At 49.2% G+C, this 21650-nt stretch carries 27 protein-coding genes and 1 pseudogene; 14 read left to right on the forward strand and 14 right to left on the reverse strand.

The window, feature by feature from the left end; all coding sequences use genetic code 11:
- The first annotated feature begins 20 nt into the window (after positions 1-20).
- The 5 genes from C7E00_RS14300 (at position 21) to C7E00_RS14320 (ending at position 2814) form a co-directional block, all read left to right on the forward strand.
- Complete coding sequence (locus C7E00_RS14300; RefSeq protein WP_105305014.1) at positions 21-347, forward strand: hypothetical protein; 327 nt, start codon at positions 21-23, stop codon at positions 345-347.
- Between the two features lie 75 nt (positions 348-422).
- On the forward strand, positions 423-776 hold the full coding sequence (locus C7E00_RS14305) for a hypothetical protein (RefSeq protein WP_135358249.1): 354 nt from the start codon (positions 423-425) through the stop codon (positions 774-776).
- Positions 777-806: 30 nt separating this feature from the next.
- Positions 807-1082 carry a hypothetical protein gene (locus C7E00_RS14310; RefSeq protein WP_105305016.1) on the forward strand — a complete coding sequence of 92 codons (276 nt, stop codon included), beginning with the start codon at positions 807-809 and terminating at the stop codon, positions 1080-1082.
- 17 nt (positions 1083-1099) lie between these two features.
- Positions 1100-1354 carry an EsaB/YukD family protein gene (locus tag C7E00_RS14315; protein ID WP_105305017.1) on the forward strand — a complete coding sequence of 85 codons (255 nt, stop codon included), beginning with the start codon at positions 1100-1102 and terminating at the stop codon, positions 1352-1354.
- 68 nt (positions 1355-1422) lie between these two features.
- A complete protein-coding gene (locus C7E00_RS14320) occupies positions 1423-2814 on the forward strand; it encodes a tetratricopeptide repeat protein (protein WP_105305018.1) in 1392 nt (463 codons plus the stop codon).
- Positions 2815-2867: 53 nt separating this feature from the next.
- On the opposite strand, the gene C7E00_RS14325 is transcribed toward C7E00_RS14320, so the two are convergent.
- Complete coding sequence (locus tag C7E00_RS14325; RefSeq protein ID WP_105305019.1) at positions 2868-4313, reverse strand: helix-turn-helix domain-containing protein; 1446 nt, start codon at positions 4311-4313, stop codon at positions 2868-2870.
- A 242-nt stretch (positions 4314-4555) separates the two neighbouring features.
- On the opposite strand from C7E00_RS14325, the gene C7E00_RS14330 reads away from it, so the two are divergent.
- Both C7E00_RS14330 and C7E00_RS14335 read left to right on the forward strand, forming a co-directional pair.
- Positions 4556-4999, forward strand: coding sequence for a bis(5'-nucleosyl)-tetraphosphatase (locus C7E00_RS14330; RefSeq protein ID WP_167836626.1), 444 nt, complete (start codon positions 4556-4558; stop codon positions 4997-4999).
- Positions 4996-5202: a hypothetical protein gene (locus C7E00_RS14335; protein WP_105305021.1), complete on the forward strand. Its 207-nt coding sequence runs from the start codon at positions 4996-4998 to the stop codon at positions 5200-5202. Before C7E00_RS14330 ends, C7E00_RS14335 begins: the two co-directional genes overlap by 4 nt.
- A gap of 454 nt (positions 5203-5656) precedes the next feature.
- Here C7E00_RS14335 and C7E00_RS14340 read toward each other — a convergent pair whose 3' ends face one another.
- Positions 5657-5962, reverse strand: coding sequence for a hypothetical protein (locus C7E00_RS14340; protein ID WP_105305022.1), 306 nt, complete (start codon positions 5960-5962; stop codon positions 5657-5659).
- Positions 5963-6106: 144 nt separating this feature from the next.
- Here C7E00_RS14340 and C7E00_RS14345 point away from each other — a divergent pair, with 144 nt between their 5' ends.
- From C7E00_RS14345 to C7E00_RS14355, 4 genes are all read left to right on the forward strand, one after another.
- Complete coding sequence (locus tag C7E00_RS14345; protein ID WP_105305023.1) at positions 6107-6778, forward strand: type I restriction-modification system subunit M N-terminal domain-containing protein; 672 nt, start codon at positions 6107-6109, stop codon at positions 6776-6778.
- A 180-nt stretch (positions 6779-6958) separates the two neighbouring features.
- Positions 6959-7423: a hypothetical protein gene (locus C7E00_RS14350; RefSeq protein WP_105305024.1), complete on the forward strand. Its 465-nt coding sequence runs from the start codon at positions 6959-6961 to the stop codon at positions 7421-7423.
- Between the two features lie 48 nt (positions 7424-7471).
- Entirely contained in the window at positions 7472-7633 is a 162-nt protein-coding gene (locus tag C7E00_RS16280) for a hypothetical protein (RefSeq protein WP_167836627.1), read from the forward strand.
- A gap of 13 nt (positions 7634-7646) precedes the next feature.
- Positions 7647-7883, forward strand: coding sequence for a cytochrome C (locus C7E00_RS14355; protein WP_105305025.1), 237 nt, complete (start codon positions 7647-7649; stop codon positions 7881-7883).
- A gap of 91 nt (positions 7884-7974) precedes the next feature.
- Here C7E00_RS14355 and C7E00_RS14360 read toward each other — a convergent pair whose 3' ends face one another.
- The 10 genes from C7E00_RS14360 to C7E00_RS14400 form a co-directional block, all read right to left on the reverse strand.
- Complete coding sequence (locus C7E00_RS14360; protein ID WP_105305026.1) at positions 7975-9561, reverse strand: recombinase family protein; 1587 nt, start codon at positions 9559-9561, stop codon at positions 7975-7977.
- Positions 9540-11327 (reverse strand): recombinase family protein, encoded by a 1788-nt coding sequence (locus C7E00_RS14365; RefSeq protein WP_105305027.1) that lies wholly within the window; start codon positions 11325-11327, stop codon positions 9540-9542. Before C7E00_RS14365 ends, C7E00_RS14360 begins: the two co-directional genes overlap by 22 nt.
- 50 nt (positions 11328-11377) lie before the next feature.
- Positions 11378-11548, reverse strand: a complete 171-nt coding sequence (locus C7E00_RS16285) for an SHOCT domain-containing protein (protein ID WP_167836628.1) — start codon at positions 11546-11548, stop codon at positions 11378-11380.
- Positions 11545-11964, reverse strand: coding sequence for a helix-turn-helix domain-containing protein (locus C7E00_RS14370; RefSeq protein ID WP_105305028.1), 420 nt, complete (start codon positions 11962-11964; stop codon positions 11545-11547). The genes C7E00_RS16285 and C7E00_RS14370 overlap by 4 nt, the downstream gene beginning before the upstream one ends.
- Before the next feature lie 91 nt (positions 11965-12055).
- Positions 12056-14038, reverse strand: coding sequence for a DNA polymerase (locus C7E00_RS14375; RefSeq protein WP_105305029.1), 1983 nt, complete (start codon positions 14036-14038; stop codon positions 12056-12058).
- Between the two features lie 75 nt (positions 14039-14113).
- Positions 14114-14377 carry a hypothetical protein gene (locus tag C7E00_RS14380; protein WP_105305030.1) on the reverse strand — a complete coding sequence of 88 codons (264 nt, stop codon included), beginning with the start codon at positions 14375-14377 and terminating at the stop codon, positions 14114-14116.
- An 18-nt stretch (positions 14378-14395) separates the two neighbouring features.
- Complete coding sequence (locus C7E00_RS14385; protein ID WP_105305031.1) at positions 14396-14956, reverse strand: DUF2815 family protein; 561 nt, start codon at positions 14954-14956, stop codon at positions 14396-14398.
- Positions 14957-14958: 2 nt separating this feature from the next.
- Positions 14959-16092, reverse strand: coding sequence for a DUF2800 domain-containing protein (locus C7E00_RS14390; RefSeq protein ID WP_105305032.1), 1134 nt, complete (start codon positions 16090-16092; stop codon positions 14959-14961).
- Entirely contained in the window at positions 16082-16399 is a 318-nt protein-coding gene (locus C7E00_RS14395; protein WP_105305033.1) for an rRNA biogenesis protein rrp5, read from the reverse strand. Before C7E00_RS14395 ends, C7E00_RS14390 begins: the two co-directional genes overlap by 11 nt.
- A complete protein-coding gene (locus C7E00_RS14400; RefSeq protein ID WP_074025766.1) occupies positions 16377-16598 on the reverse strand; it encodes a hypothetical protein in 222 nt (73 codons plus the stop codon). The genes C7E00_RS14395 and C7E00_RS14400 overlap by 23 nt, the downstream gene beginning before the upstream one ends.
- A gap of 675 nt (positions 16599-17273) precedes the next feature.
- On the opposite strand from C7E00_RS14400, the gene tet(W) reads away from it, so the two are divergent.
- Both tet(W) and C7E00_RS14415 read left to right on the forward strand, forming a co-directional pair.
- On the forward strand, positions 17274-19193 hold the full coding sequence (tet(W), locus tag C7E00_RS14410) for a tetracycline resistance ribosomal protection protein Tet(W) (RefSeq protein ID WP_105305034.1): 1920 nt from the start codon (positions 17274-17276) through the stop codon (positions 19191-19193).
- A gap of 50 nt (positions 19194-19243) precedes the next feature.
- Positions 19244-19627, forward strand: a pseudogene (locus C7E00_RS14415) (class I SAM-dependent methyltransferase); the annotation flags it as partial.
- Here the strand turns inward: C7E00_RS14415 and C7E00_RS14420 are convergent.
- Positions 19568-20041 (reverse strand): recombinase family protein, encoded by a 474-nt coding sequence (locus C7E00_RS14420; RefSeq protein WP_204378704.1) that lies wholly within the window; start codon positions 20039-20041, stop codon positions 19568-19570. The pseudogene C7E00_RS14415 and the gene C7E00_RS14420 overlap by 60 nt on opposite strands.
- Before the next feature lie 68 nt (positions 20042-20109).
- Here C7E00_RS14420 and tet(40) point away from each other — a divergent pair, with 68 nt between their 5' ends.
- Positions 20110-21330, forward strand: coding sequence for a tetracycline efflux MFS transporter Tet(40) (gene tet(40) / locus C7E00_RS14425; protein WP_105305035.1), 1221 nt, complete (start codon positions 20110-20112; stop codon positions 21328-21330).
- Positions 21331-21472: 142 nt separating this feature from the next.
- Here the strand turns inward: tet(40) and C7E00_RS16290 are convergent, their stop codons facing one another.
- Positions 21473-21646 carry a hypothetical protein gene (locus C7E00_RS16290; protein WP_167836629.1) on the reverse strand — a complete coding sequence of 58 codons (174 nt, stop codon included), beginning with the start codon at positions 21644-21646 and terminating at the stop codon, positions 21473-21475.
- Between the last annotated feature and the right edge of the window lie 4 nt (positions 21647-21650).

Below are 21650 nucleotides of genomic sequence, written 5' to 3' on the forward strand. Positions count from 1 at the left end.
CAGAAAGGAAGAGAAAAAATATGGACAATGCAAACACGAAAAACAAGCAGTTCGACGCAGCAGCAGCAAAGGCATGGGTTGACGCCAAGAATCAGGTTCAGATGGATTTTATGGGTACTTTGGCAAAAATCAATAAGGTTGTCGAGGATCCGACCGGTCAGGAGAATGATTCCATCATGAAGGCGCTTCAAGCAGTCGCTGATACGGAGACAAAGGCATGGAACGATCTGGGAAAGACATTCCAGACGATTGGTGAAAGTCTGATCAAGATTATAAATGAGAATATCAATCGTGCAAAAAATGCGAAGGAATCCGTCCAGCAGCTGGGCAAGGACTTTCATCTTTGATTTTATTGTTGAGCGATAGAAAGGAAAATTGAAAGGTAGACAATTATGTCAGGGGCAGTAGAAGTTGCAAAATTGATGATCAGTGGAGCAGTCAAGCTTTCAGATTTGTATATTAAGTATCCGCAGAAGAAGTATCAGCAGTCTCTCGACAAGCTTGGTGCTTACTATCAAGAACTGGATAAAGAACTTGGAAGAGTAAAGGAACTGAAAAGCCAGCTTGAGAACAGTCACTTCTGGGATGATGACCAGGCAGCAGCTTATCTGAATTCCATGAATATTGAAATCAGGGCAGTTGAGAATGCACAGAATTATTGCAATAACGCCATCCAGACATACCAGGAGGTTGTCAAGCAGATGGAGGATGAATCGGTTGTCAGCACTCTGACCAATGGTATTGCAAACGCAGTGGACAAGCTTGGCGTTAAGTAATTCATGTTCATAGAGCTTCAATATCAAGGTTTGAAAAAACACCTTGATACCATTGATGAAGAGATCCGGTATGCACAGCAGATTGCAGATTCTTTGCAGAGAGCTGCCAGGCTTAGCCAGCAGGATGACCCACAGGCTTGCGCAGATATGAGTCAAGGCGCGGCGAAATTCCTGAAGCTGGCAGCGCATCTGAAGGAACGGAAGCGTGTCCTGGAGGAAATTCCGGAGATTCTGGATACCAGCAGAACAGCTGAAGCGGAGAATCTGCGTGCTGCAGGCAGACGTCTTGCCGGCATGGTCAGTTAAACAGGAAAGGAAGAACGATGATGCAGAAGATCCTGGTTGATGTAGAGGTTCCTTCCATCCAGAAGGATTATGAAGTGAATATTCCCGATGACCTGTGCATCGGCAAGGTCATCGAGCTTCTTTCCATGATGGTGGAAGAACAGTCTGGCGGAACGTTCATCTCTTCAGACAATGAAATCCTGTGCATCAGAAACAGAAACCTGATCATGAGCAGGGACTGTTCACTGGTAGACTACGGTGTTCTCAATGGAGACCATCTGGTGCTGATGTAAAAGGTACATGGACAAGAACTGCAGCGGATCTTGCTGCAGTTCTTTTACAGCAAGGAAAGGGAAATACAATGAAGAAAATTCTGGAATGCCTGCTTGCAGGCATGATGGTGCTGAGCCTGGCAGGCTGTGGGAAAAGTTATGCCAGTCTGTATGAGAAGGCACTCAAAAGCATCAATGCAGGAAATTATGAAGAGGCAGTCACGTACCTGAAAGAGGCAATTGAAATTGATCCGAAGCAGGCGGAAGCTTACCTGACACTGGCAGATGCCTATACGGACCAGGGCAGCACGGATGATGCCATCATCGTTCTTACCAGTCTGTCTGAAGCCGTACCGGAGAATACATCGGGCCTTTACAAGCTGAGCCATATTTATGCAGATACGGATGATTATGAAAATGCCGTGCAAACAATGGAAAAGCTGATCGAGCTCATCGAAGAACAAACAGACAACAATACAACCGATGCAGCTGAAACAGCTGACGCTGATGCCGACAGCAAGGAAACTGCAGATGCTGCAGAAAAGGCTGATGGAGAAAAAGATTCCAAAGATCTGAAGGATCTCATTGATGAACTGCTGGAATGGCTCCGTAAGCACCATGATGAACTTGATCCTGACGGTAAAAAGGAGCTTGAGTACGACAAGAAACGGTTTGATCTGGATCCGGATGATGAGGATGCAACACTGGATAGCGTTAAGGAGTTTGAACAAAGAGACGAAGATGACAATGCCCAGGAGCTGATTCAGTATGCCCATGATAAGAAACCGGATTCTGAGAAGTACGAGGAAAAAGAGAAGGAATACGAAGCACCTGAACTGGTCGGAATGGTCTTCCGGATCAAGGGGACTGTGAAGGATTTCACTGAGGTGATGGTCAGCTATAATACAAGCTGCACATGGGATTCTGTGATTGATGGATCCAAGGATGGTATGGAAGGATGTGGCGTACAGGCTGGAAATACTTCAGTCGGCTATGAATATTCTTACGTCAGTATGGCGGAGGAAAACTATGCAAGACTCAGCCATCTGAGCCAGGATACCGATCCGGATACCGGCTGGCCGCTCAGGGATCTGGTTGAGCAGACAAAGATAGGTGACAAGTCCAGTACAGTGATTCTTGACGATCCCATTAATGAAACAAGACTTGGTGTCAGGGAGATTTTCAACAGTCCGGATGATGCTTACCTGATCATGGCAATGCATAAGGACACCGGCCTATTCATCCATTTGAATGCAGAATATGAGGTTGTCTCTGTCAAGGTCCAGGAAGTGGATTCTTCCAACAATTGGGTCGATGCCGCCGACCAGTCTCCAAAACGAATTCAGCAGACCTATCAGATCGTGGCACCACTTGTCGGGGAGCTTGTTGATCAGCTTGCAACATTCAATGATGGCCTTGGTGTGAATACCAATGATTTCATTGACACCACCGAACTGAAGAAAATGTTCATGCTCCAGTAGGCCGGATGACAATCTGAGAACTGAAAACACCGCACATGCAACAGGCGGTGTTTTCAGTTCTGATGAATCAGATATGTAATATATTCCTTGACCTGATCCTTGGACATGAAGAGGGAGGGATCCTTGAGCAGGCTGCCGGTATAATCCTTGAAGTCCAGATAGAGGCCTGGCTCGTTTATGGAAAGACCAAGGGGCTGACCCGTGGCATCAACAACCTGCAGGGATACGGTGTTCCTGACAAGCGTCAGGCAGATTGAGTCCGCAAGGGTGGTCTTTTCTTCCTTCATGAAACAGACATTCATCTGGTCAAGATGGTTGAGGTAGTTATTGAGAAGTCGTATTTTCTGGTCATGGTTGAATGGTGTGTAGAAGGAACGCGGAATCTCCGGCAGGATGCCGGAAATGGCAAATTTACGAAAGCCTCTGACAGAATGAATGCTGAAAATATGGCTTTCAGGATTGTTGAGCTGTTTACGGTAGTTTGTGAGAATGCCTAAAACATTCCTGAGAAATGCACTCCGTTCCGGAATATCCTGGATCATGACTTCATCAATCAGCTTTTCATCACATTGACCGAACAGGCAGGGAAACGGTTCCAGACGGACCAGTTCGTCCCCCCCCGGCTGGTTGGAAGCAGCCAGAAACGAAAGGCTGCTGGAAGCGCCGTTAAAGCGTGAGATCACCGGTGTGGAAAGCTCCTTCAGGTGCTGCCAGATTCTGCCATAGAATTCCGTTATTTCCTTGGAATGGCAGAGAATGGCAGACTTCATGTCATTGGCGCAGGTAAGGACATACTCCTGCGTGATGAAGAAGGTGGAGAAATCGGCGATCAGATCATTGTCACCGGCAGAGGCACTGTAGAAACTATAGGCATTGTACTGCCTGTTGATGGTGGCACAGCGGATGATTCTGGAGAAGGCGGTCAGGTTGTGCTCCTCAGGAATAACTTCAGAACGTGATTTGGAGAAGCTGATGATGTGCTCACAGCCAGTCTCCGGATGATTGGCAAGGATGTAGAGGAGGGAGTTCAGCGTTGCATTACGCAGAACATTCGAAAAGATCCGGATCCCGTTATGCCCGTTTTCGGCTTCAGCCAGCAGGATATTGAAGAGAATCCCGTTGATCTGTTCTTCGGAAGACAACGGTACGATATCCGGGATATCTGCCGGGAAGGTGATATTGATGGATGCCTTGAGCGGAAATGTACCAGAATCAGCAGGCATGGCCTTCAGCATGTCCTCTATGGACTTTCTGCGTCTGACAATGAATTCACCGTCTTCATCCATGGTGTAAGCTTCCTTCAGTCTTTCCTTTTCTGTCTCGGAAAGGCGCAGGAAAGAACCGATTTGTTCAATAAGCGAAAGGCTGGGCAAGTTCCTTGTTCCCTGCAGGATTTTATACATCATGGAACGGTTCATGCCGCAGCTGACGGCAAGATCGGCAGCCTTCGCTCCCTGCCTGTTCATGTATCCGCTTAAAAGATCAGAAAACCGCCCCATCTTTTTACCTCCCATGCATCCGAGCATTGCAATTCAGTAGTACAGATTATATCGGAAAGAAGTGATGATTTTGAAGATGAAGCAAAGTGGACAGATGATTGGACAAAGTTTTTGCATGGCATAATGGCTGAACCTGTTGCCTATGGATGGTCTGGTGCACAGTGAAAGCAGCATCCTTTTTAGAATCATCACAGACTTTGACAATAAGGTATAATCAGAAGCAGGAAGGAAGGGCTTCATTGATGCCAGGAAAGGAAAAATCCTGCGGTGTGATCCTCTTCCGCATGCAGGATGAAAACATACAGACACTCCTGATCCACCAGCACCAGGGACACTGGTGCTTTCCCAAGGGACATATGAAGACAGGCGAGACCGAACGGCAGACTGCCTTCCGGGAAGTACAGGAGGAAACCGGCGTGAAGACACGCTTTCTCAACGGCTTCCGGGAGACAACCCATTACCGCCTGAAGGAAAACACGGACAAGGAAGTCGTCTTCTTCACCGGCGTGCCAAACGGCGGTAAGGAACAAGTGCAGAAGAAGGAAGTCCTTGCCATGAAATGGCTGTCATTGAACGAAGCACAGACCGTCCTGACATTTCCAAGCGATGCCGAAGTACTCAAGAAGGCGTACCGCTTCCTGGAAGCACAGGGCGGGGCAGATCTTCTCAAGGAGCATGAGTCATGAATAACAGACTTGCAAAGGCAGAGGAGTTCTCCCTCCGTCCTTACAGACGAAGCCTGCCGGAAGCCATCCGCAAGTACAGCAAGACGTTTGGCGGGCAGCTCAAGGATGCAGATGTCATGAAGCTGGCTGGTATCAGCGGGCCTACCTACTACAAGTACAAGAGAGAGATCAGCGAAGCAATGGTTGCCGAAGGACAGTCATAGACAGCCGGACCGTGATGAACAGACAGTTCAACAGGAGCGGTACAAACGTTCCTTATATATGTCGTCGCACCGTATTTCCCATATGAACATATCGTTCCGGACACGTAAAGCACACAGGTACGTGAAGCACCATAAACACCCATATAAAACGTAGTTAAGATAACAAATAATGCTGGCAATGTGAATGAGGATGGATCTGTGAACAACAATAACACCGGCTATCCTAAATAAGCGGTGGAAATCCGAAACTATGCCTTTATGACGAATATCGGAGTCTGGTGGAAAGCCAGGCTCTTTTCTTTTGCTCTGCCAGATACATGAAAATGTGCCACTGGTGGAAATTGATGGTTGCATGGAGACCAGTCAAAAACAAGTGACTGGCGGAAATGACAATTTGGCACAATAAAAGCCACATGGCTGCATCACTGCAAACCGTGTGGCCTATGAGCGTCTGTTACTGTCCCTCAGACGTAGAGAATCCATAGTATTCCGCAGCGTATCTGTTCCGGTCTTCTGCCGCCATTCCTTTGGTGTGTTCCTCGATGTATTCCTCGTCACGATACACTTCCAGAAACTCAACCGGATGGAAACTGTCTTTCCATAGTCCCATCGGATTGTCATAAGGGCTGTTGCCATCCATGACCCATTCTTTCAGAGCATTCCGTTCCTTATCAGTCATGGTAGTCTTCTCAATGTATTCCTTATACTGCTTTTCAAGGTAATCCTGCTCCGAGGCAGCCAGCTTAACGTTGAATTTCATATCGTCTGTCCATCCTGTACTGAGCATAATACATTCACATGAAATATTCCATAGCTTTATGTGTTCTTGATTAAATAACTGGTTGAAATGACACTAAGAGCACCTATAATATAGGTAGGTAAGTATATTCTGAGGGGTGTAGATATGTCTGAAACATCAACGATTGAAAGCATGATATGGAACATTGCGGACTATGCGAGGGATGCGATTGACCGCAAGGATTACAACAAGATTGTACTGCCGTTCTCCCTTCTGAGAAGGCTTGAATGTGCATTGGAGCCAACCAGGGATGCGGTGGTTGCCAAGTATGAAGAGAAGAAAAACGAATGGGGCGATGAGGATGACAAGTACTGCACTGTCTCAGGCTACTCCTTCTACAATATCTCGCCAATCCGCTTGAAGACCATCGGCAACCAGACTCTGGCAGCCATGAAGACCTATGTGGAGTCTTTCAGCCCGAACGTCCGTGAAATCTTCCAGGCGTTTGACTTTGAAAGCGTCTGCTCCAAGCTGGACAACAAGAACCTGCTCTATGAAGTATGCAAGAAGTTCAGCGCCATTGACCTTGGAACAGATGTTGTTTCCGACAGAGACATGACGAACATCTATGAACACCTCATCCAGAAGTTCGGCGATGAGATTGCGGAGGATGCCGAAGATTTCATGACCCCTCGTGACATCGTAAGGCTTTCCGTCAATATGCTTTTTGCCAATGAGGAAGACATTCTGGAAGCCGACAAGGGCAATGTCAGGACGCTGTATGAAAACATCCGACCGAAAATGATACAATTTAACATTTCCAGAATGTGCGCATGAAAAAAGGGTGCAAGGTCGAAAATAAGGGTGCAATGTAGATGTCGGGTTATAGCCCGATTTTTTTGAGCCCAAATATTTTACAAATCGCGCTGAAAGTATTTACATCTGGCAACAAGCGTGATATATTTAGGACAAATTTACAAGTAACGCCGAATGTAGATACAAAAGGAGACCTGAAATATGAAGATGGTATCTAAGTTCATACAGATAGAATTTGCTGATTCGAGCATCAAGGCAGCAGACTGTTTACGGGACATCCGTGATGCGACAGAAAGCGCATCTCTTAACCTGTACTCCAGATACAATGTTCAATTGGAAGTTCCGATGTTAATCGGAAACAATGTGGTCCTTGAGGTAAGGGTTCCCGTAGATATGGTTTCCAGTTTTGCAATTGGGAATCATTTAAGAGGTGTTTCTGCATACCTCACTAAAAACTGTAACGGAAGATACAACAGTCACTTAGTTGGAAATCGCCTTCTGGTGTACACGGAAATTCCATCTCCTGAAGTAAAAACACAAGAAATGTCTACTGTTGATCGTCTAGAAGTGGTAAGAAAGGTCGCAAAACTTCTTGAGCGTTCAGATGAAGAAGCAATGGATTACATCAGTCAGATTCTATCCATTCTAAACGATGCAGGCCAATGAAGCATAAATATAGCAACCGCAAATAAGCAGCGGAGAAAGGATAGCAACATGGAAAATGGGATTGAAAACTTAACAATGGGAGCACCGGAATTAGCAAAGCATTCAACTGTAAATGTCAGTCTTACTGGTTGGCCAGCTGCTGTTGCCTTGATGAGCATTCCGGCAGCAGTAGTTGCTGTTTATGCTATCAAGGCATTTGCACATTGCTAAAGGAAGCGAAGCAATGAAGAAGATTACAAACAAGCAATATGAAGAATATCAGAAGTTGCTGGATGACACGAGGCATGGTCGTATGTTGACGCCAGATGGGCTGCGGCTCATTTGTTCCGCGTGCAATTATGATCCGACCGAGATCGGAAAGATAATGCTGGAGAATCTAGCCAATTTACAGGCCAAGGGTGCTGTCAGTATGCATCCCGGACAAGATGTAGATCCAGAAGCAGACAATAGTGAGGTCTGACGAAAAGAATACGTGAATTGCTGCAGAACGAATAAAACGTCACCTCCGGTTTTGTCGTAGGTGGCGCATTTTGTTCTATGGATATTTGGTTTCAGGCTTTGATTTCCATCCCGTTCTTGAAGTTTATCCGGATGTCATCTTTGCTGTAAACCGTGATGAAATCAACGAGGCTCTGGAATTGTACGGCGTCGAATGTTGTCACAAGGTCTTTTTGTTTGCCAAGCGTAGCCAGAAACTGCCGGATAGAAGAGCGGGCGAGTTCTTTTCTGCTGATTTCAGCTTCGGTGTCGGCGAGACTCTTTTTCGCTGCATTGAAGCGTTCTGTCAGGGTGTCATACCGCTTCTGGTATTCTGCCTGATTCTGCGGTTCCAGAGCGTTCTTCTTGATTTCCTTCTGCACCAGTTCAGCTGCGGTACTCATTTCGTCTTCATATTCTGTCCTTTTCCTTTCCAGTCCGGAAGTATCGTAAAGCGGTCCAGCGAGGATCTCGTTATAATCTGCCAGAATCGATTTCTTGTCGGCAAACAGCTTGTTGACTGCTGAGATGTATTTTCCCTTGAGTTCATCATCCGTGAGGACTGGCGTTTTGCATTTCTCACCGCCATCGTACTTATGATTACACTGCCAGATCGTCCGGCGGTATTTGTCATTGGAATGCCAGACCTTAGAGCCGTACCAGCTCCCGCACTGTCCGCATTTTACCTTGCCGGAGAAAACATGAACGCCACTGTAGCGGTTTCTACCGGGGCAGCGGCGCTTCAGTTCATCCTGGACCTGATCGAAGATCTCCGGATCAATGATTGCTTCGTGGTCCTTTTCGACATAGTACTGCGGGACCTCACCTTCATTGATTTTTGTTTTCTTGGTCAGGAAGTCGACGGTGAAGGACTTCTGCAAGAGTGCGTCACCCTTGTATTTTTCATTGGAGAGGATAGCCTTTACCGTTCCGGCATGCCATTTCTGCTTGCCACTTGGCGATGGAATATTCTCCTCCGTGAGCTTAGTGGCAATTCCGTAAGGTGTTGTGCCTTCCATAAACATCCGGTAGATCCGTTTTACAAGTTTGGCCTGTTCTTCATTGACTACCAGCTCGCCGTTAGGCCCTCGGTCGTATCCGAGGAAGCGTTTGAACGGCACGGTCACCTTTCCGTCGGCGAACCGTTTCCTCTGGCCCCAGGTGCAGTTCTCGGAAATGCTGCGGGATTCTTCCTGCGCGAGGCTTGACATGATTGTGATCAGAAGTTCTCCCTTACCGTCGAAGGTCCAGATATTCTCCTTCTCGAAATAACATTCGACGCTGTGCTCCTTCAGCTCACGGATGGTCGTAAGGCTGTCTACCGTGTTTCTTGCGAAGCGGCTGACGGACTTCGTGACGATCAGGTCGATCTTTCCGGCAAGGGCATCATCGATCATGGTGCGGAAGCCGATTCTCTTTTTCGTTCCGGTGCCGGAAATTCCCTCGTCTGTATAGACCTTGACGAATTCCCAGTCACTTCTCGATTTGATGTATTTCGTGTAGTAGTCGATCTGAGCTTCGTAGCTTGTGAACTGCTCATCATGATCGGTGGATACACGGGCATAGGCTGCGACACGGCGTTTCTTGTTCTCGCCAATCGGAGTGGCGGTAATAGGCGTCAGCGTCGCCGGGATGGTTTTTACTTTCCGCTGCTGTTCCAAAATTTCTCACTCCTTATCTGTTTCATCTTCCTGCTCATCTGAGCCTTATATTCCGGAGTCCATCTTTCCTTCATGAGCTGCCGCATGTGTTCTCTAGATTCTTCGCTGCGAGGCGTGAAGGTCTTTTCCGGAGGAGCGTATTGCGTAGTTTCGACCCGTCCGTCTTTAAAGTGAATTTCCAGAAGATCTTTGTCTTTCACATAGATCACCGGAATCTGATTTTTGAAAAGATCCGCATCATATTCAGGAATTCCCATGACCTCGGCGATCTGCTTCTTCAGGACGTCCTCGCGTAATCCAATAGTTATGCAGCCTTTACCATGAGCTGAGCAGCGCCAGTAGTGCATTTTCGGCTTGTTCGGATTGGAAGCAGGCTGCGTGCAACGACGGAAATTACAGCCGCATGCAGTGCATTTGATTCTTCCGGATAGCTCTGTTGTGCCTTTGGCGTAGGGATGCTCACGGCGCTTCTTTGAAGTCTCAGCCCGATATTCAGCTGTCCAACAGTCCTGATGGCCGGTATTCGGAGCAGGACGGGTGATCTTCGTTCCATCTTTTAAGAAGAATTGGAGCGTGTATTTCTCCGGCACTTCGATATGGTCAACCTTTTCAAGAAATACAGCCTCGTTAAATTCGGAAAGCCCAAGCACTTCACAGCAGGCTTTCTCGAGCGCCTTCTGGCTGATTGTGCCACCGACCGGGCACTTCTTATCGGGTTTCTGTTTTTTCTTCTTGCTGCCGCAATTCCAGTATTCCTGAGGGTGACCGTTCTTGTTGCGATGGTTGTGCATGTAGCTGAATCCACAGTATGGGCATTTTATTTTTCCAGTGAAGCAGCAGGTGTTCAAGCTCTTGTTCGCCAGAGCTCCGAGTTCCCGTCGCCGTTCCATCTCGTCCTGCACATATTTCCATGTGTCGTAGTCGATGATGGCTTCATGCGTGTTTTCAATGTAATACTGTGGAAGCTGTCCTTTGTTTTTTCGGCGTTTTTTCGTGATTGGATCCTCTACGAATTCCTTCTGCAGAAGAGTGTTACCTGTATAGGTAATATTGTTAAGGATGTGCTTTAGCTGGGAGTCTCGCATGACGTTTCCGTTCACGGAACGAATACCTTCCGCTTCAAGCTCGCGTTCTGTTTCAAGTCGGGACTTTCCGTCAAGAAAATTCTGAAAAATGCGTTTGACTACTGCGGCTTCTTCCGGGACAATCTCCAGATGATTTCCCACCCATTTATATCCGAGAATGGGCGGCTTTGCAGTCGGGATGCCTTGTTCCATCCGCTTTTTCACGCTCCACTTTTCATTCTCAGATATGGAACGCGACTCTTCCTGCGCGAAGGAAGCGAGCAGCGTGAGCATCAGTTCTCCGTCATCACTGAGGGAGCGGATGTTTTCCTTTTCAAACCGGACTTCCACGCCAATGTCTTTCAGGTGCCGGACCGTTTTCAGAAGGTCAACGGTGTTTCTCGCGAACCGACTGATGCTTTTCGTCAGCACAATGTCGATCTTTCCGGCGTCACAGTCTGCAATAAGACGCATGAACTCCGGGCGCTTTTCCGCCTTTGTCCCGCTGATGCCCTCGTCGGCGTAGATCCCGGCGAACTCCCACTGTGGATTGCTCTGGATCAGTTCGCTGTAACGGGATATCTGCGCCGAGAGGGAATGGTGCAGCCGTTCTGTTTCCATGGATACACGGCAGTAGGCAGCGACCTTTTTCCGCTCCGGCAGGACCGGTTTCATCTTTTTGATTTCTGTAATTTTCTTCATGAAATCAGCTCCTTTCCGTGTCTATTCATCACTCAGACCCGCCGATGGTATCAAGCGTTATCTGAGAATAAAGTGCCGAAAACAGGGCGGTATTTGCGGAGCAGGATTGTATCAATTTCGTCGTATTCCTTCCGGGTGATGATGCCGGATTTCAGCATGGATTTTGCTGCCGACAGGCTCGCTTGGTAGTGGCGCTCGGCTTCGCATTTTTCTTTATTCACTGGTCAGCGCCTCCTTTGAATCTCGCTTTGATGTAGCATGCGTGAGAGCAGTATTTCCGGTGTGCGTTGCCATAGGCGGAAAAGGGTCTGCCGCAGCATGCGCAGGTGAAGTCATATACCGCTTTCCGATGCACCTGGTCCAGATGGCTGTTCCACCATTCCTGACGGCAGGAGCCTGAGCAGAAGCGGATATGTTTTCTTCCCGGAATCTGCCGGACAGGCTTTCCGCAGTTCGGGCAGAACTCAGCGGGTTCTTCAGCGGTTTTCTGCGCCGGGACACGCTTTCCGGCGAGGCCGTTTCTGCGGCAGTAAGACTTGACGGTATTCTTGGAAAGGGAGAGGGCTTCGGCAATCGCGTCATAGCTCATTCCCTGTTCTCTCATACGGAAGATACGGGTTTTCTGTTCATCGGTCATGGATGAGCACCTCCTTCATGTCTTCCGTCCTCAAAAAGACGGGCAAAACGCACCCCTTCGGATTAAAAAGTGCGTCTGCCCGTCAGAAACGTCAGTCTTTCTTATAAAATTCGCATTCGTAGCCGTCCGCACGGAGCAGAAGGCCGGGTGCCCACGGAGGAGTTCTGCCCATCTGCTCGCAGACCGCGTCGACGGATACGTCCATGCCGCATTCGATGATCAGCTCATCGTGCACATGAGCGCAGATAAAGCAGTGGGAGAGCGTCCGCATGGCGTAGCAGAGAATGTCGCGGCTGATCGCCTGGGTAATGTTCTCCACGATCTTCGGACCGTATGATTCGATGCGTTCCCACTTCTTCGTGGATCCAATTCCCATGTATGTGATGGATTCGCCGCCATACTGATTCGGCTGGATCATCGGCTTCACGTAGGCCAGATCTCTGCCGGAAGGAAGATGGATAAAGAGCATCTGGCTTTTGTAGAAGAACCGGATTCCTCTGACTTCCCGGGTTCCCTTTGTCCGGATAACCTCCTTCACAGCACGGTCGACGTCCCACCAGAACTTTGTAATATGCGGATTGGCGGCACGCCATGCGTCCACAATCGGCTGAAGTTCCTCTTCCTGCAGTCCCATGTCGAGCGCTCCCATCGCCTTCAGAGCGCCGACGGAGCCGCCATAGCCGCAGGCGAGAACCGCGATCTTACCTTTCTGCCGGAGCTCACCGTTGATGCCGTGTTTGACGACCGGCTTATGGAACATCGCTGATGCCGTAGCACAATAGATATCTTCTCCTCTGGCAAAGGAGTCCATCGTATGCTGTTCACCAGAGAGATAAGCCAGGACTCTTGCCTCGATGGAAGAGAAGTCGCTGACGATGAATTTCATGCCAGGACGGGGAATAAAAGCAGTCCGGATCAGCTCGGACAGAACGTTCGGAACGGAATCATAGAGAAGATCAAGAGAGTCATAGTCACCGTTTTTTACGAGGGCTCTTGCCTCCGCCAGATCCGGCATGTGGTTCTGAGGAAGGTTCTGTAACTGAATCAGCCGCCCGGAAAATCGTCCGCTGCGGTTTGCCCCATAGAACTGGAACATTCCTCTTGCTCTGTGGTCCCGGCAGGCAGCGTTCTGCATGGCCTGATACTTCTTTACAGAGGATTTGGCAATCTGCTGACGGAGCTTTAACACTTCCTTCAGATCATCCGGAGCAGTTTCCAGAAGGGATGCCACAGCCTTCTTGCCAAGGGTATCTGTCTTAAGGCCGTGGGCACTCAGCCAGTCCTTCATCTGCACGACAGAGTTCGGATTGGAAAGACCGGTCAGCTTCTTGAGCTTCTCGGTAAGAGAGGCTCTTGACCGGCTGTCAATTGCAATGGCCTGTTCTGCCATCTCAAGGTCTACAAGAATGCCTCGGTCATTAATCTCCTGATCGATGTGGTATTCCTCCCAGACCGATTCCGGGACAGGGAAGTTACGCAGGTGCTTTTTGATGGACATTTCCACCTCGACATCGCGGCGGTTGTATTTCTTAAAGACCTCCCATTTATCCGGTGCGTCAGAGGGGAGATTCCTTGTTCTGCCGCCGTTCGCCTTTGTCGGCTTGCACGGAGTGCAGAAGTAGCGGAGGAGTTCCTTGCCTTCTGCCATTTTCTGTTCTTCGAGATCTAATGCCTCGCCGACGCCTTTCAGAGAGAGGGGAAGGCCAAGATAGGCAGACCAGATCATGGAACAGCGCCAGGATGCCGGGTCGAGGTAATTTCGGACGCTGTCTTCCGGAATACTGTAGGTGACAAAGCGCTCCGGGTAATATTTTCTAAGATATGCGGAAAGACAGATCCGCTCAAAGCTTGCATTAAATGCCCACTTTGTTACCGTTTCGTCTGTTAGTGCATCCAGAACATCTTCAGGAACAGTATCGCCGGCAGTCAGATCCAGGACGGTTACCGGATCATTGTCTCTGGCGAATCCGAAGAGAAGAATCTCAAAGGCCGGACTTTCCGTGTACCGGTACACACCAGACTTGTTCAGATCGACGTCTGAGAATGTTTCGAGATCGATACTAAGTGATTTCATAATGTGTCTCCATAAAAAAATAAGCGGCGGGAATTCTGCCTCCCGCCGCCGTTACATGTTGCCGTTATTCAGTTGTCAGTGCTTCAGATCTTCGAGAGCAGCCATGCGTCTTTCGTGGTATTCCTTGTCCCACTGCTGTTTTTCCGCTGCGAATTCCTTGTCACGCTCTGCAGCGGCTGCCTCGTTTTTCATCTTCTGGTCGTGCAGTTCCTTCTCAAACGCATCGTCGCGCTTTGTATTCCGGATGGAAATCACGACCATAGTGATCGTGAGTCCCAGTCCGCCGAGCCCGAAGAGGGCGTAGATGATGTAGAGAACTGTATCAAGAATGTCTTTCATATCGTTGCCTTTCTGCTATTAGCCAAGAAAATCATCATCGCCGTTGTTGTCGGAGAAGTCGGAGAAATCATCAGCTGCGCTGCTGTGAGCACCCAGAGGCTCGCCGTCTCTGATCTTCTGGATATTTCCAAGACCACAGGCCACGCCCTTGTTTCCGTTGGAGTTGAAAGCGTAGAAAGTGACAGATACCCTTGCATAGCAGCCGCTGTAAACTTCGCTGCGATCAAGAATCGGCTGAACATGAGCATCAACGATCTGGGGCGGAGTGGTGCTGTTGGCATTGACGAAGAAGCTGTCCTTGTAGGCCTCGTCATCACGCTCAATATCACCGTCGCGGAGAGGGAGCTTGATCGCAGCCTTGTTCGGCTTCTTGCCGCCGAACTTGCTGATGCCGTCCTCGATAGCGGCATCGACTGCCTTGTTGATGGCGTCAATCGTCTTCTTGTCGGACTTCGGGATGATCAGCGAAACGCTGTACTTTTCCTTGCCGCCGTTGATGGACTTCGGTTCCCATACATTTGCATAAGAGAGTCTTACGATACCGGTTACGACTTTTGTAGAATGATTGTTAATAGGCATAATTAAATTTCCTCCTTGAATTCGTTATGAACATCATCTGCCATTATTTCCGGTCGCCCGTCCGATCTCGGTACGAGCGTCGGTTTGCCCGGCGGCTTCATCACAAGTCCGCCAAGGACTTCATGGAACGTTTTCTTACCCATCAGGCGTTCCATTTCCGTGATGGGGATGAGGCTTCTCCTGTAAATGTCGGTATAGCCGGCATTCTTCGCGGCCTCTGATACAGCCTGCTCATCTGTGTACTTTCTCTTTGAGCGTCCCTCGACAAGTTTGTAGGTTTTCCACTTCTTCCCATGTTCGGCAGCTTCATCTGTGGCATACTGCATCAGATCTTCAGCCCATTTCATCAGTGGATCGAGATCGGGAAGGATCTCATCAATCTCTTCATCCGAGAGGAGGGGTGGCTTCTGGAATTCGTACTTTGCGAGAGCGAGCTGCTTTTCGGCTCTTGCACGGCACTTGACTGCTGCTTTGCAAAAGCGGCACCAGTCGCCGGAGCAGTAATCGCCGAGTCCTTCATTGGCCAGAGCAACTTTAGGTTTTAAGACTTCATCTGCCCATTCCCTGAGGTGTGATACCGTGGTGTTCCAGGTCGAAATATTGTCTCGTCTCGGCTGGAAGATGGTCAGCGATACTTCCTCGAAGTTGTACAGATCTCCGAAGAGATCCAGTGCGCCGAGTGCATAGAGCATCATCTGCGGGTTTTCTTCTGACTCCACGAGCACTCCCTGACCGTACTTCAGATCAATGACATGCATCTTGTTATCGGAAACAATGATGCAGTCGCTGGTCCCAAAGCCATGCGGAATGTAAGCTGAAAGGTCAAGTTCGATCTCCGTGTAAGCCTGAGCATCACTGCAGGTCTGTCTTTCCTTGCCAAGCTGCTCCATGACAAAGTCGCGGTAATCGTCAGTGCATTCCTCCATCTCGTCTGTGTTGTAATCAGACACCGGACGTTTGCTGCGACGCTTGAGAGCTCGCTTTACTTTGTGGTCAGCAAGGGCATGAGCGGCAGTTCCTTCCGCTGAAGCAGGAGAGCTGGTATCACTGAAGGACTTCTCGAGCAGTGCGGAAGGCGTACAGTGAAGCCACCTGTGTGCACTGGAAGGAGAGAGCATTGCGTGATTAACCGGCATTCCCGATCACCTCAGCTTTCTTCAGCATTTCCCTGTAGTGCGAGGGATCGACCGCGCTGAGCTTCTCTGCACCGAATGAGTGGATGAGATCGCGGACCTGGCTTCCATAGCCTTCGCTGCTCTTTGCAGAGAGAACCGTGCGAACTTCCTCGAGTGTCACCGGCTTTTCATCCGGTACGTTTTCTGCAGACGGGGCCGTTTCCGCTTTAGGATCGGCGGGGCTTTCTACACCTGTGAGCTTTTCAATGTGGTCGGCTGTTCTGCGGAAATCTTCTGCGATTGCCTTAAGCAGTTCTTCCTGAGTCATTTGTTTCGCCTCCTTTCATTTCATGGATTTCTACTGACTGGACGCTCTGACCAGGAGAGAGGATTAGTACTTCCGTGTTTTCCCCGAAGAGAGCTGTGAGGAGTTTCATCGGAAGGTGGCGGACACCGCCGCTTACTACCTTTGTCCTGCGTCCGGAGCTGTCCGTGACGTTGATGCGGATTCTGTGTCTGAGTTTCATGTCATCACCTCGATTCTTTGTTGTTCTCCCTTCATGTCTTCCGTCCTCGAAAGGAGGGGAGAAACGCACCCCTGAATGAGAAAAAATAAAAAAAAGCCTGCGGGCATTCGAAGAGGATACCTTCAGGCAAGGAACAGATATTTATTGAACGGTATAGATCAGAGTGGTATAGAATCAGATTAGAGAACAACAAATCGGAGTTTGTATTTAGTAAAATGCAGACAACACCACGGATCGGCTTTTGGTTGGACAATTCCAACCAAACACCACAGCAGACAGCAGAAAACATTCTGAACGCTAGGAAGCCGGTATGATTGTTACATATAAGGGGAAGAAAAATTTCTTTTAGGTACTTGCTTTCCTAAAACTGATGTGATACAATGATTTAATCCAGAAAAGGAGTAAAAAATATGCGGCAAGGTATTCTTAAATAAAACTATAATCAAATAGTGGGAACAAAGGATTATGATAGCTCCTTTTGTAGCGGCTTAGTTTTTTGTACCCAATTTAAGAATACTTTTGCCTTATCAATTTTGACATATCCCCAAAAACAGCAATCACAAACAGGTGTATGCTGTATATGTGTATGTCCGCAACTTATAATCCCCAGTGGTAAAAGTATTTTACTGCTGGGGATTTTTATGCCCTTTGGGGCTGTAAAGGGAGGACAATCACATGAAAATAATCAATATTGGAATTCTTGCCCATGTAGACGCTGGAAAGACGACCTTGACGGAGAGCCTGCTATATGCCAGCGGAGCCATTTCAGAACCGGGGAGCGTCGAAAAAGGGACAACGAGGACGGACACCATGTTTTTGGAGCGGCAGCGTGGGATTACCATTCAAGCGGCAGTCACTTCCTTCCAGTGGCACAGATGTAAAGTTAACATTGTGGATACGCCCGGCCACATGGATTTTTTGGCGGAGGTGTACCGCTCTTTGGCTGTTTTAGATGGGGCCATCTTGGTGATCTCCGCTAAAGATGGCGTGCAGGCCCAGACCCGTATTCTGTTCCATGCCCTGCGGAAAATGAACATTCCCACCGTTATCTTTATCAACAAGATCGACCAGGCTGGCGTTGATTTGCAGAGCGTGGTTCAGTCTGTTCGGGATAAGCTCTCCGCCGATATTATCATCAAGCAGACGGTGTCGCTGTCCCCGGAAATAGTCCTGGAGGAAAATACCGACATAGAAGCATGGGATGCGGTCATCGAAAATAACGATGAATTATTGGAAAAGTATATCGCAGGAGAACCAATCAGCCGGGAAAAACTTGCGCGGGAGGAACAGCAGCGGGTTCAAGACGCCTCCCTGTTCCCGGTCTATTATGGCAGCGCCAAAAAGGGCCTTGGCATTCAACCGTTGATGGATGCGGTGACAGGGCTGTTCCAACCGATTGGGGAACAGGGGAGCGCCGCCCTATGCGGCAGCGTTTTCAAGGTGGAGTATACAGATTGCGGCCAGCGGCGTGTCTATCTACGGCTATACAGCGGAACGCTGCGCCTGCGGGATACGGTGGCCCTGGCCGGGAGAGAAAAGCTGAAAATCACAGAGATGCGTATTCCATCCAAAGGGGAAATTGTTCGGACAGACACCGCTTATCCGGGTGAAATTGTTATCCTTCCCAGCGACAGCGTGAGGTTAAACGATGTATTAGGGGACCCAACCCGGCTCCCTCGTAAAAGGTGGCGTGAGGACCCCCTCCCCATGCTGCGGACGTCGATTGCGCCGAAAACGGCAGCGCAAAGAGAACGGCTGCTGGACGCTCTTACGCAACTTGCGGATACTGACCCGCTTTTGCGCTACGAGGTGGATTCCATCACCCATGAGATCATTCTTTCTTTTTTGGGCCGGGTGCAGTTGGAGGTTGTTTCCGCTTTGCTGTCGGAAAAATACAAGATTGAAACAGTGGTAAAGGAACCCACCGTCATTTATATGGAGCGGCCGCTCAAAGCAGCCAGCCACACCATCCATATCGAGGTGCCGCCCAACCCGTTTTGGGCATCTATCGGACTGTCTGTTACACCACTCCCGCTTGGCTCCGGCGTACAATACGAGAGCCGGGTTTCGCTGGGATACTTGAACCAGAGTTTTCAAAACGCTGTCAGGGATGGTATCCGTTACGGGCTGGAGCAGGGCTTGTTCGGCTGGAACGTAACGGACTGTAAGATTTGCTTTGAATACGGGCTTTATTACAGTCCAGTCAGCACGCCGGCGGACTTCCGCTCATTGGCCCCGATTGTATTGGAACAGGCATTGAAGGAATCGGGGACGCAGCTGCTGGAACCTTATCTCTCCTTCACCCTCTATGCGCCCCAGGAATACCTTTCCAGGGCTTATCATGATGCACCGAAATACTGTGCCACCATCGAAACGGCCCAGGTAAAAAAGGATGAAGTTGTCTTTACTGGCGAGATTCCCGCCCGCTGTATACAGGCATACCGTACTGATCTGGCCTCTTACACCAACGGGCGGAGCGTATGCCTTACAGAGCTGAAAGGATATCAGGCCGCTGTCGGTCAGCCGGTCATCCAGCCCCGCCGTCCAAACAGCCGCCTGGACAAGGTGCGCCATATGTTTCAGAAGGTAATGTAAAGATACATAATCGTCAAGACGGCAACAATCAGAAGTTATGGAGGGTAACAATGGAATATAGTAAGGAAGATTTAATGGAAGCAAAAAAGCAAATTTGGGGAGTGGGAGAGAACATGGGAACAGAGGAAAGTAAAAAAATCTGGGAGGAGAACGCACAATTTTGGGATAATGCAATGGGTGACGAATCTAATGAATTTCACAGAGAGGTAGTGCGTCCCAAAGTAACGGAACTTCTATCTCCTAATCCTGCGGATTACATTTTGGATATTGCGTGTGGCAATGGAAATTATTCTTCGTATCTTGCACAAAGAGGCGCTTCGGTTGTCGCTTTTGATTACAGCAAAAAAATGATAGAATTGGCTAAAAGACGGCAATCACAATATGCAAAACAAATTGAATTTTGTGTGGCGGATGCGACCGATAGAAAAAGTATTCAGCATCCGGGCAATCTTGGTGGGGCCGTTCCCGGCAAGGCACAGACTGAATATCTGCTTTACAACAGGTGCGGCCTCCGGGTCAACAACGAAGTGTCCGTCCGGGCCTTTCAGATAGCCATAGACCGGCTGGCTGGTGATGGGTTTTCCGCTCATGCCTTTAGCCCGGAAAACCGCTTTGATTTTCTTGCTCGTGTCCCTCACCATCCATTCATTAAATAAATTCCGCAAGGCGCTCATGTCGTTGTCGCCCTGGGCGCTGTCCACGCCGTCATTGATGGCGATAAAGCGGACGCCTTTCTTTGGGAAGGTAATTTCTGTAAATAGGCCCACTTGCAGATAATTCCGTCCCAGGCGTGAGAGGTCTTTCGTCACGACCGTCTTGACCGCGCCGCTCTCCACAGCGTCCATCATCTCGGTGAAGCCGGGCCGCTGGAGTTTCACAAAACAACCCACTGATTCGTAAAGGAGAATGTAACTTCATGTTTGCTAAAAATTCAAAGGCATATTCTGTCTACCTGCTGTTCCGATTTGTCTGTTCCCTGGCGGTTTCTATGTCCACAGTGCTTTCCAACGTGTACCTCCTGGAGGTGGTGCAGCTGGATGCTTTCCAGCTTGTCCTGGTAGGGACGGTTCTGGAGACCTCCTGCTTTCTGTTCGAGATGCCCACCGGTGTGGTGGCGGATTTGTATAGCCGTCGGCGCTCGGTGCTGATTGGAATGTTCCTCTACGGCCTGGGCTTTCTGATGGAGGGTGCGCTACCGTGGTTCGCGCCGGTTCTGCTGGCCCAGGTTGTCTGGGGTTGCGGTGATACCTTCATCACCGGCGCTCTGGAGGCGTGGATTGCCTCGGAGGAAGAGGACAAACCCATAGACAAGGTGTTCCTGCGGGGCAGTCAAATGGGGCAAATCGGCGGCGTTCTGGGCGTGGTGCTGGGCACACTGCTGGGAAACATAAACCTGCAAATGCCTATCATCTTGGGGGGCAGTTTGTGCTTGTTGTTGGGGCTGGTGATGGTTCGCATCATGCCAGAAACCAACTTCTCCCCTGCTATTGAGGAACGGCAGGGCTTGCTTAAAGACTTTGTCTGCCTGTTCAAGCTCAACCTGGGCTTTGTGAAAGGCGAACCTGTGTTGCTGGCGCTCTTAGCAATCACACTATGCGGGGGACTTGCCAGTGAAGGCTTTGACCGGCTCTCCACCGCTCATTTTCTGGATGACACGGTAATACCCGTTATCGGGCCGCTGAACAGCGTCACTTGGTTCGGTGTTATCAGTCTTATCGGCAGCGGCTTAGGTATTCTGGCTTCTCAGTTGCTCATCGCCCGCATGGAGAAAAAAGGGACTGTCAGCCGAACCAGTGTGGTCATGTCCACCAGCGCCGGGTATATCCTGTGCCTGGTTCTCTTCGCGGTGGGGCGGAGCTTTTGGTTCATGTTGTTGATGTTCCTGCTGGCGGGGCTTATGCGCACCATCAAGGAGCCTGTGCTGGCCGCCTGGATGAACGACCATGTGGATGAGAAAATGCGCGCCACAGTCTTTTCCACCAGCGGACAGCTGGACTCTTTCGGGCAGATCATCGGCGGGCCTATTGTGGGGCTGGTAGCCCAGCAGGTGTCCATACCCTGGGGGCTGGTCTGTACCGCTTTCCTGCTGTTGCCCGCGCTGTTCTTAGTGCCGGTGGCGGGAAAGAAGCGGGATTGATATGGCATAGTTAAGTTTACTGACGAGCGGGAGATTACTTCCGCTCGTCTTCATTTAGTAGCGCAAAATTTGAGGACTCTTTATTTCCTTATTCGGTATAGCGGAGGCGGCTGTCAATTCGACATAATTTTCTTGTGATACTTTACCGTACATGAGCATTAGGAATAGGAATGTATCTTTGTGTGGTAGTTGTTACTTGCACAGGTATTATTGTTTCAAAAATCAGTTCCAAGCCAAATGAAGATACTCCTGAAGAAAAAGAAGAATGACCAATTCCAGTTTGTAGAGAAAAAAATAAGGCCAGAGGATAGCTCATAAGA

It is taken from the genome of Anaerolactibacter massiliensis (genome assembly GCF_900290205.1).
Taxonomy (GTDB): domain Bacteria; phylum Bacillota_I; class Bacilli_A; order Erysipelotrichales; family Erysipelotrichaceae; genus Bulleidia; species Bulleidia intestinalis.

What these genes read in the sequence shown, in the direction of transcription:
- C7E00_RS14300 (WP_105305014.1), top strand. Translation starts at nt 21, where the DNA reads ATGGACAATGCAAACACGAAAAACAAGCAGTTCGACGCAGCAGCAGCA.
- C7E00_RS14305 (WP_135358249.1), top strand. Translation starts at nt 423, where the DNA reads ATGATCAGTGGAGCAGTCAAGCTTTCAGATTTGTATATTAAGTATCCG.
- C7E00_RS14315 (WP_105305017.1), top strand. Translation starts at nt 1,100, where the DNA reads ATGATGCAGAAGATCCTGGTTGATGTAGAGGTTCCTTCCATCCAGAAG.
- C7E00_RS14320 (WP_105305018.1), top strand. Translation starts at nt 1,423, where the DNA reads ATGAAGAAAATTCTGGAATGCCTGCTTGCAGGCATGATGGTGCTGAGC.
- C7E00_RS14325 (WP_105305019.1), bottom strand. Translation starts at nt 4,313, where the DNA reads ATGGGGCGGTTTTCTGATCTTTTAAGCGGATACATGAACAGGCAGGGA.
- C7E00_RS14330 (WP_167836626.1), top strand. Translation starts at nt 4,556, where the DNA reads ATGCCAGGAAAGGAAAAATCCTGCGGTGTGATCCTCTTCCGCATGCAG.
- C7E00_RS14335 (WP_105305021.1), top strand. Translation starts at nt 4,996, where the DNA reads ATGAATAACAGACTTGCAAAGGCAGAGGAGTTCTCCCTCCGTCCTTAC.
- C7E00_RS14340 (WP_105305022.1), bottom strand. Translation starts at nt 5,962, where the DNA reads ATGAAATTCAACGTTAAGCTGGCTGCCTCGGAGCAGGATTACCTTGAA.
- C7E00_RS14345 (WP_105305023.1), top strand. Translation starts at nt 6,107, where the DNA reads ATGTCTGAAACATCAACGATTGAAAGCATGATATGGAACATTGCGGAC.
- C7E00_RS14350 (WP_105305024.1), top strand. Translation starts at nt 6,959, where the DNA reads ATGAAGATGGTATCTAAGTTCATACAGATAGAATTTGCTGATTCGAGC.
- C7E00_RS16280 (WP_167836627.1), top strand. Translation starts at nt 7,472, where the DNA reads ATGGAAAATGGGATTGAAAACTTAACAATGGGAGCACCGGAATTAGCA.
- C7E00_RS14355 (WP_105305025.1), top strand. Translation starts at nt 7,647, where the DNA reads ATGAAGAAGATTACAAACAAGCAATATGAAGAATATCAGAAGTTGCTG.
- C7E00_RS14365 (WP_105305027.1), bottom strand. Translation starts at nt 11,327, where the DNA reads ATGAAGAAAATTACAGAAATCAAAAAGATGAAACCGGTCCTGCCGGAG.
- C7E00_RS14370 (WP_105305028.1), bottom strand. Translation starts at nt 11,964, where the DNA reads ATGACCGATGAACAGAAAACCCGTATCTTCCGTATGAGAGAACAGGGA.
- C7E00_RS14375 (WP_105305029.1), bottom strand. Translation starts at nt 14,038, where the DNA reads ATGAAATCACTTAGTATCGATCTCGAAACATTCTCAGACGTCGATCTG.
- C7E00_RS14380 (WP_105305030.1), bottom strand. Translation starts at nt 14,377, where the DNA reads ATGAAAGACATTCTTGATACAGTTCTCTACATCATCTACGCCCTCTTC.
- C7E00_RS14385 (WP_105305031.1), bottom strand. Translation starts at nt 14,956, where the DNA reads ATGCCTATTAACAATCATTCTACAAAAGTCGTAACCGGTATCGTAAGA.
- C7E00_RS14390 (WP_105305032.1), bottom strand. Translation starts at nt 16,092, where the DNA reads ATGCCGGTTAATCACGCAATGCTCTCTCCTTCCAGTGCACACAGGTGG.
- C7E00_RS14395 (WP_105305033.1), bottom strand. Translation starts at nt 16,399, where the DNA reads ATGACTCAGGAAGAACTGCTTAAGGCAATCGCAGAAGATTTCCGCAGA.
- C7E00_RS14400 (WP_074025766.1), bottom strand. Translation starts at nt 16,598, where the DNA reads ATGAAACTCAGACACAGAATCCGCATCAACGTCACGGACAGCTCCGGA.
- C7E00_RS14420 (WP_204378704.1), bottom strand. Translation starts at nt 20,041, where the DNA reads ATGATGGACGCTGTGGAGAGCGGCGCGGTCAAGACGGTCGTGACGAAA.
- C7E00_RS16290 (WP_167836629.1), bottom strand. Translation starts at nt 21,646, where the DNA reads ATGAGCTATCCTCTGGCCTTATTTTTTTCTCTACAAACTGGAATTGGT.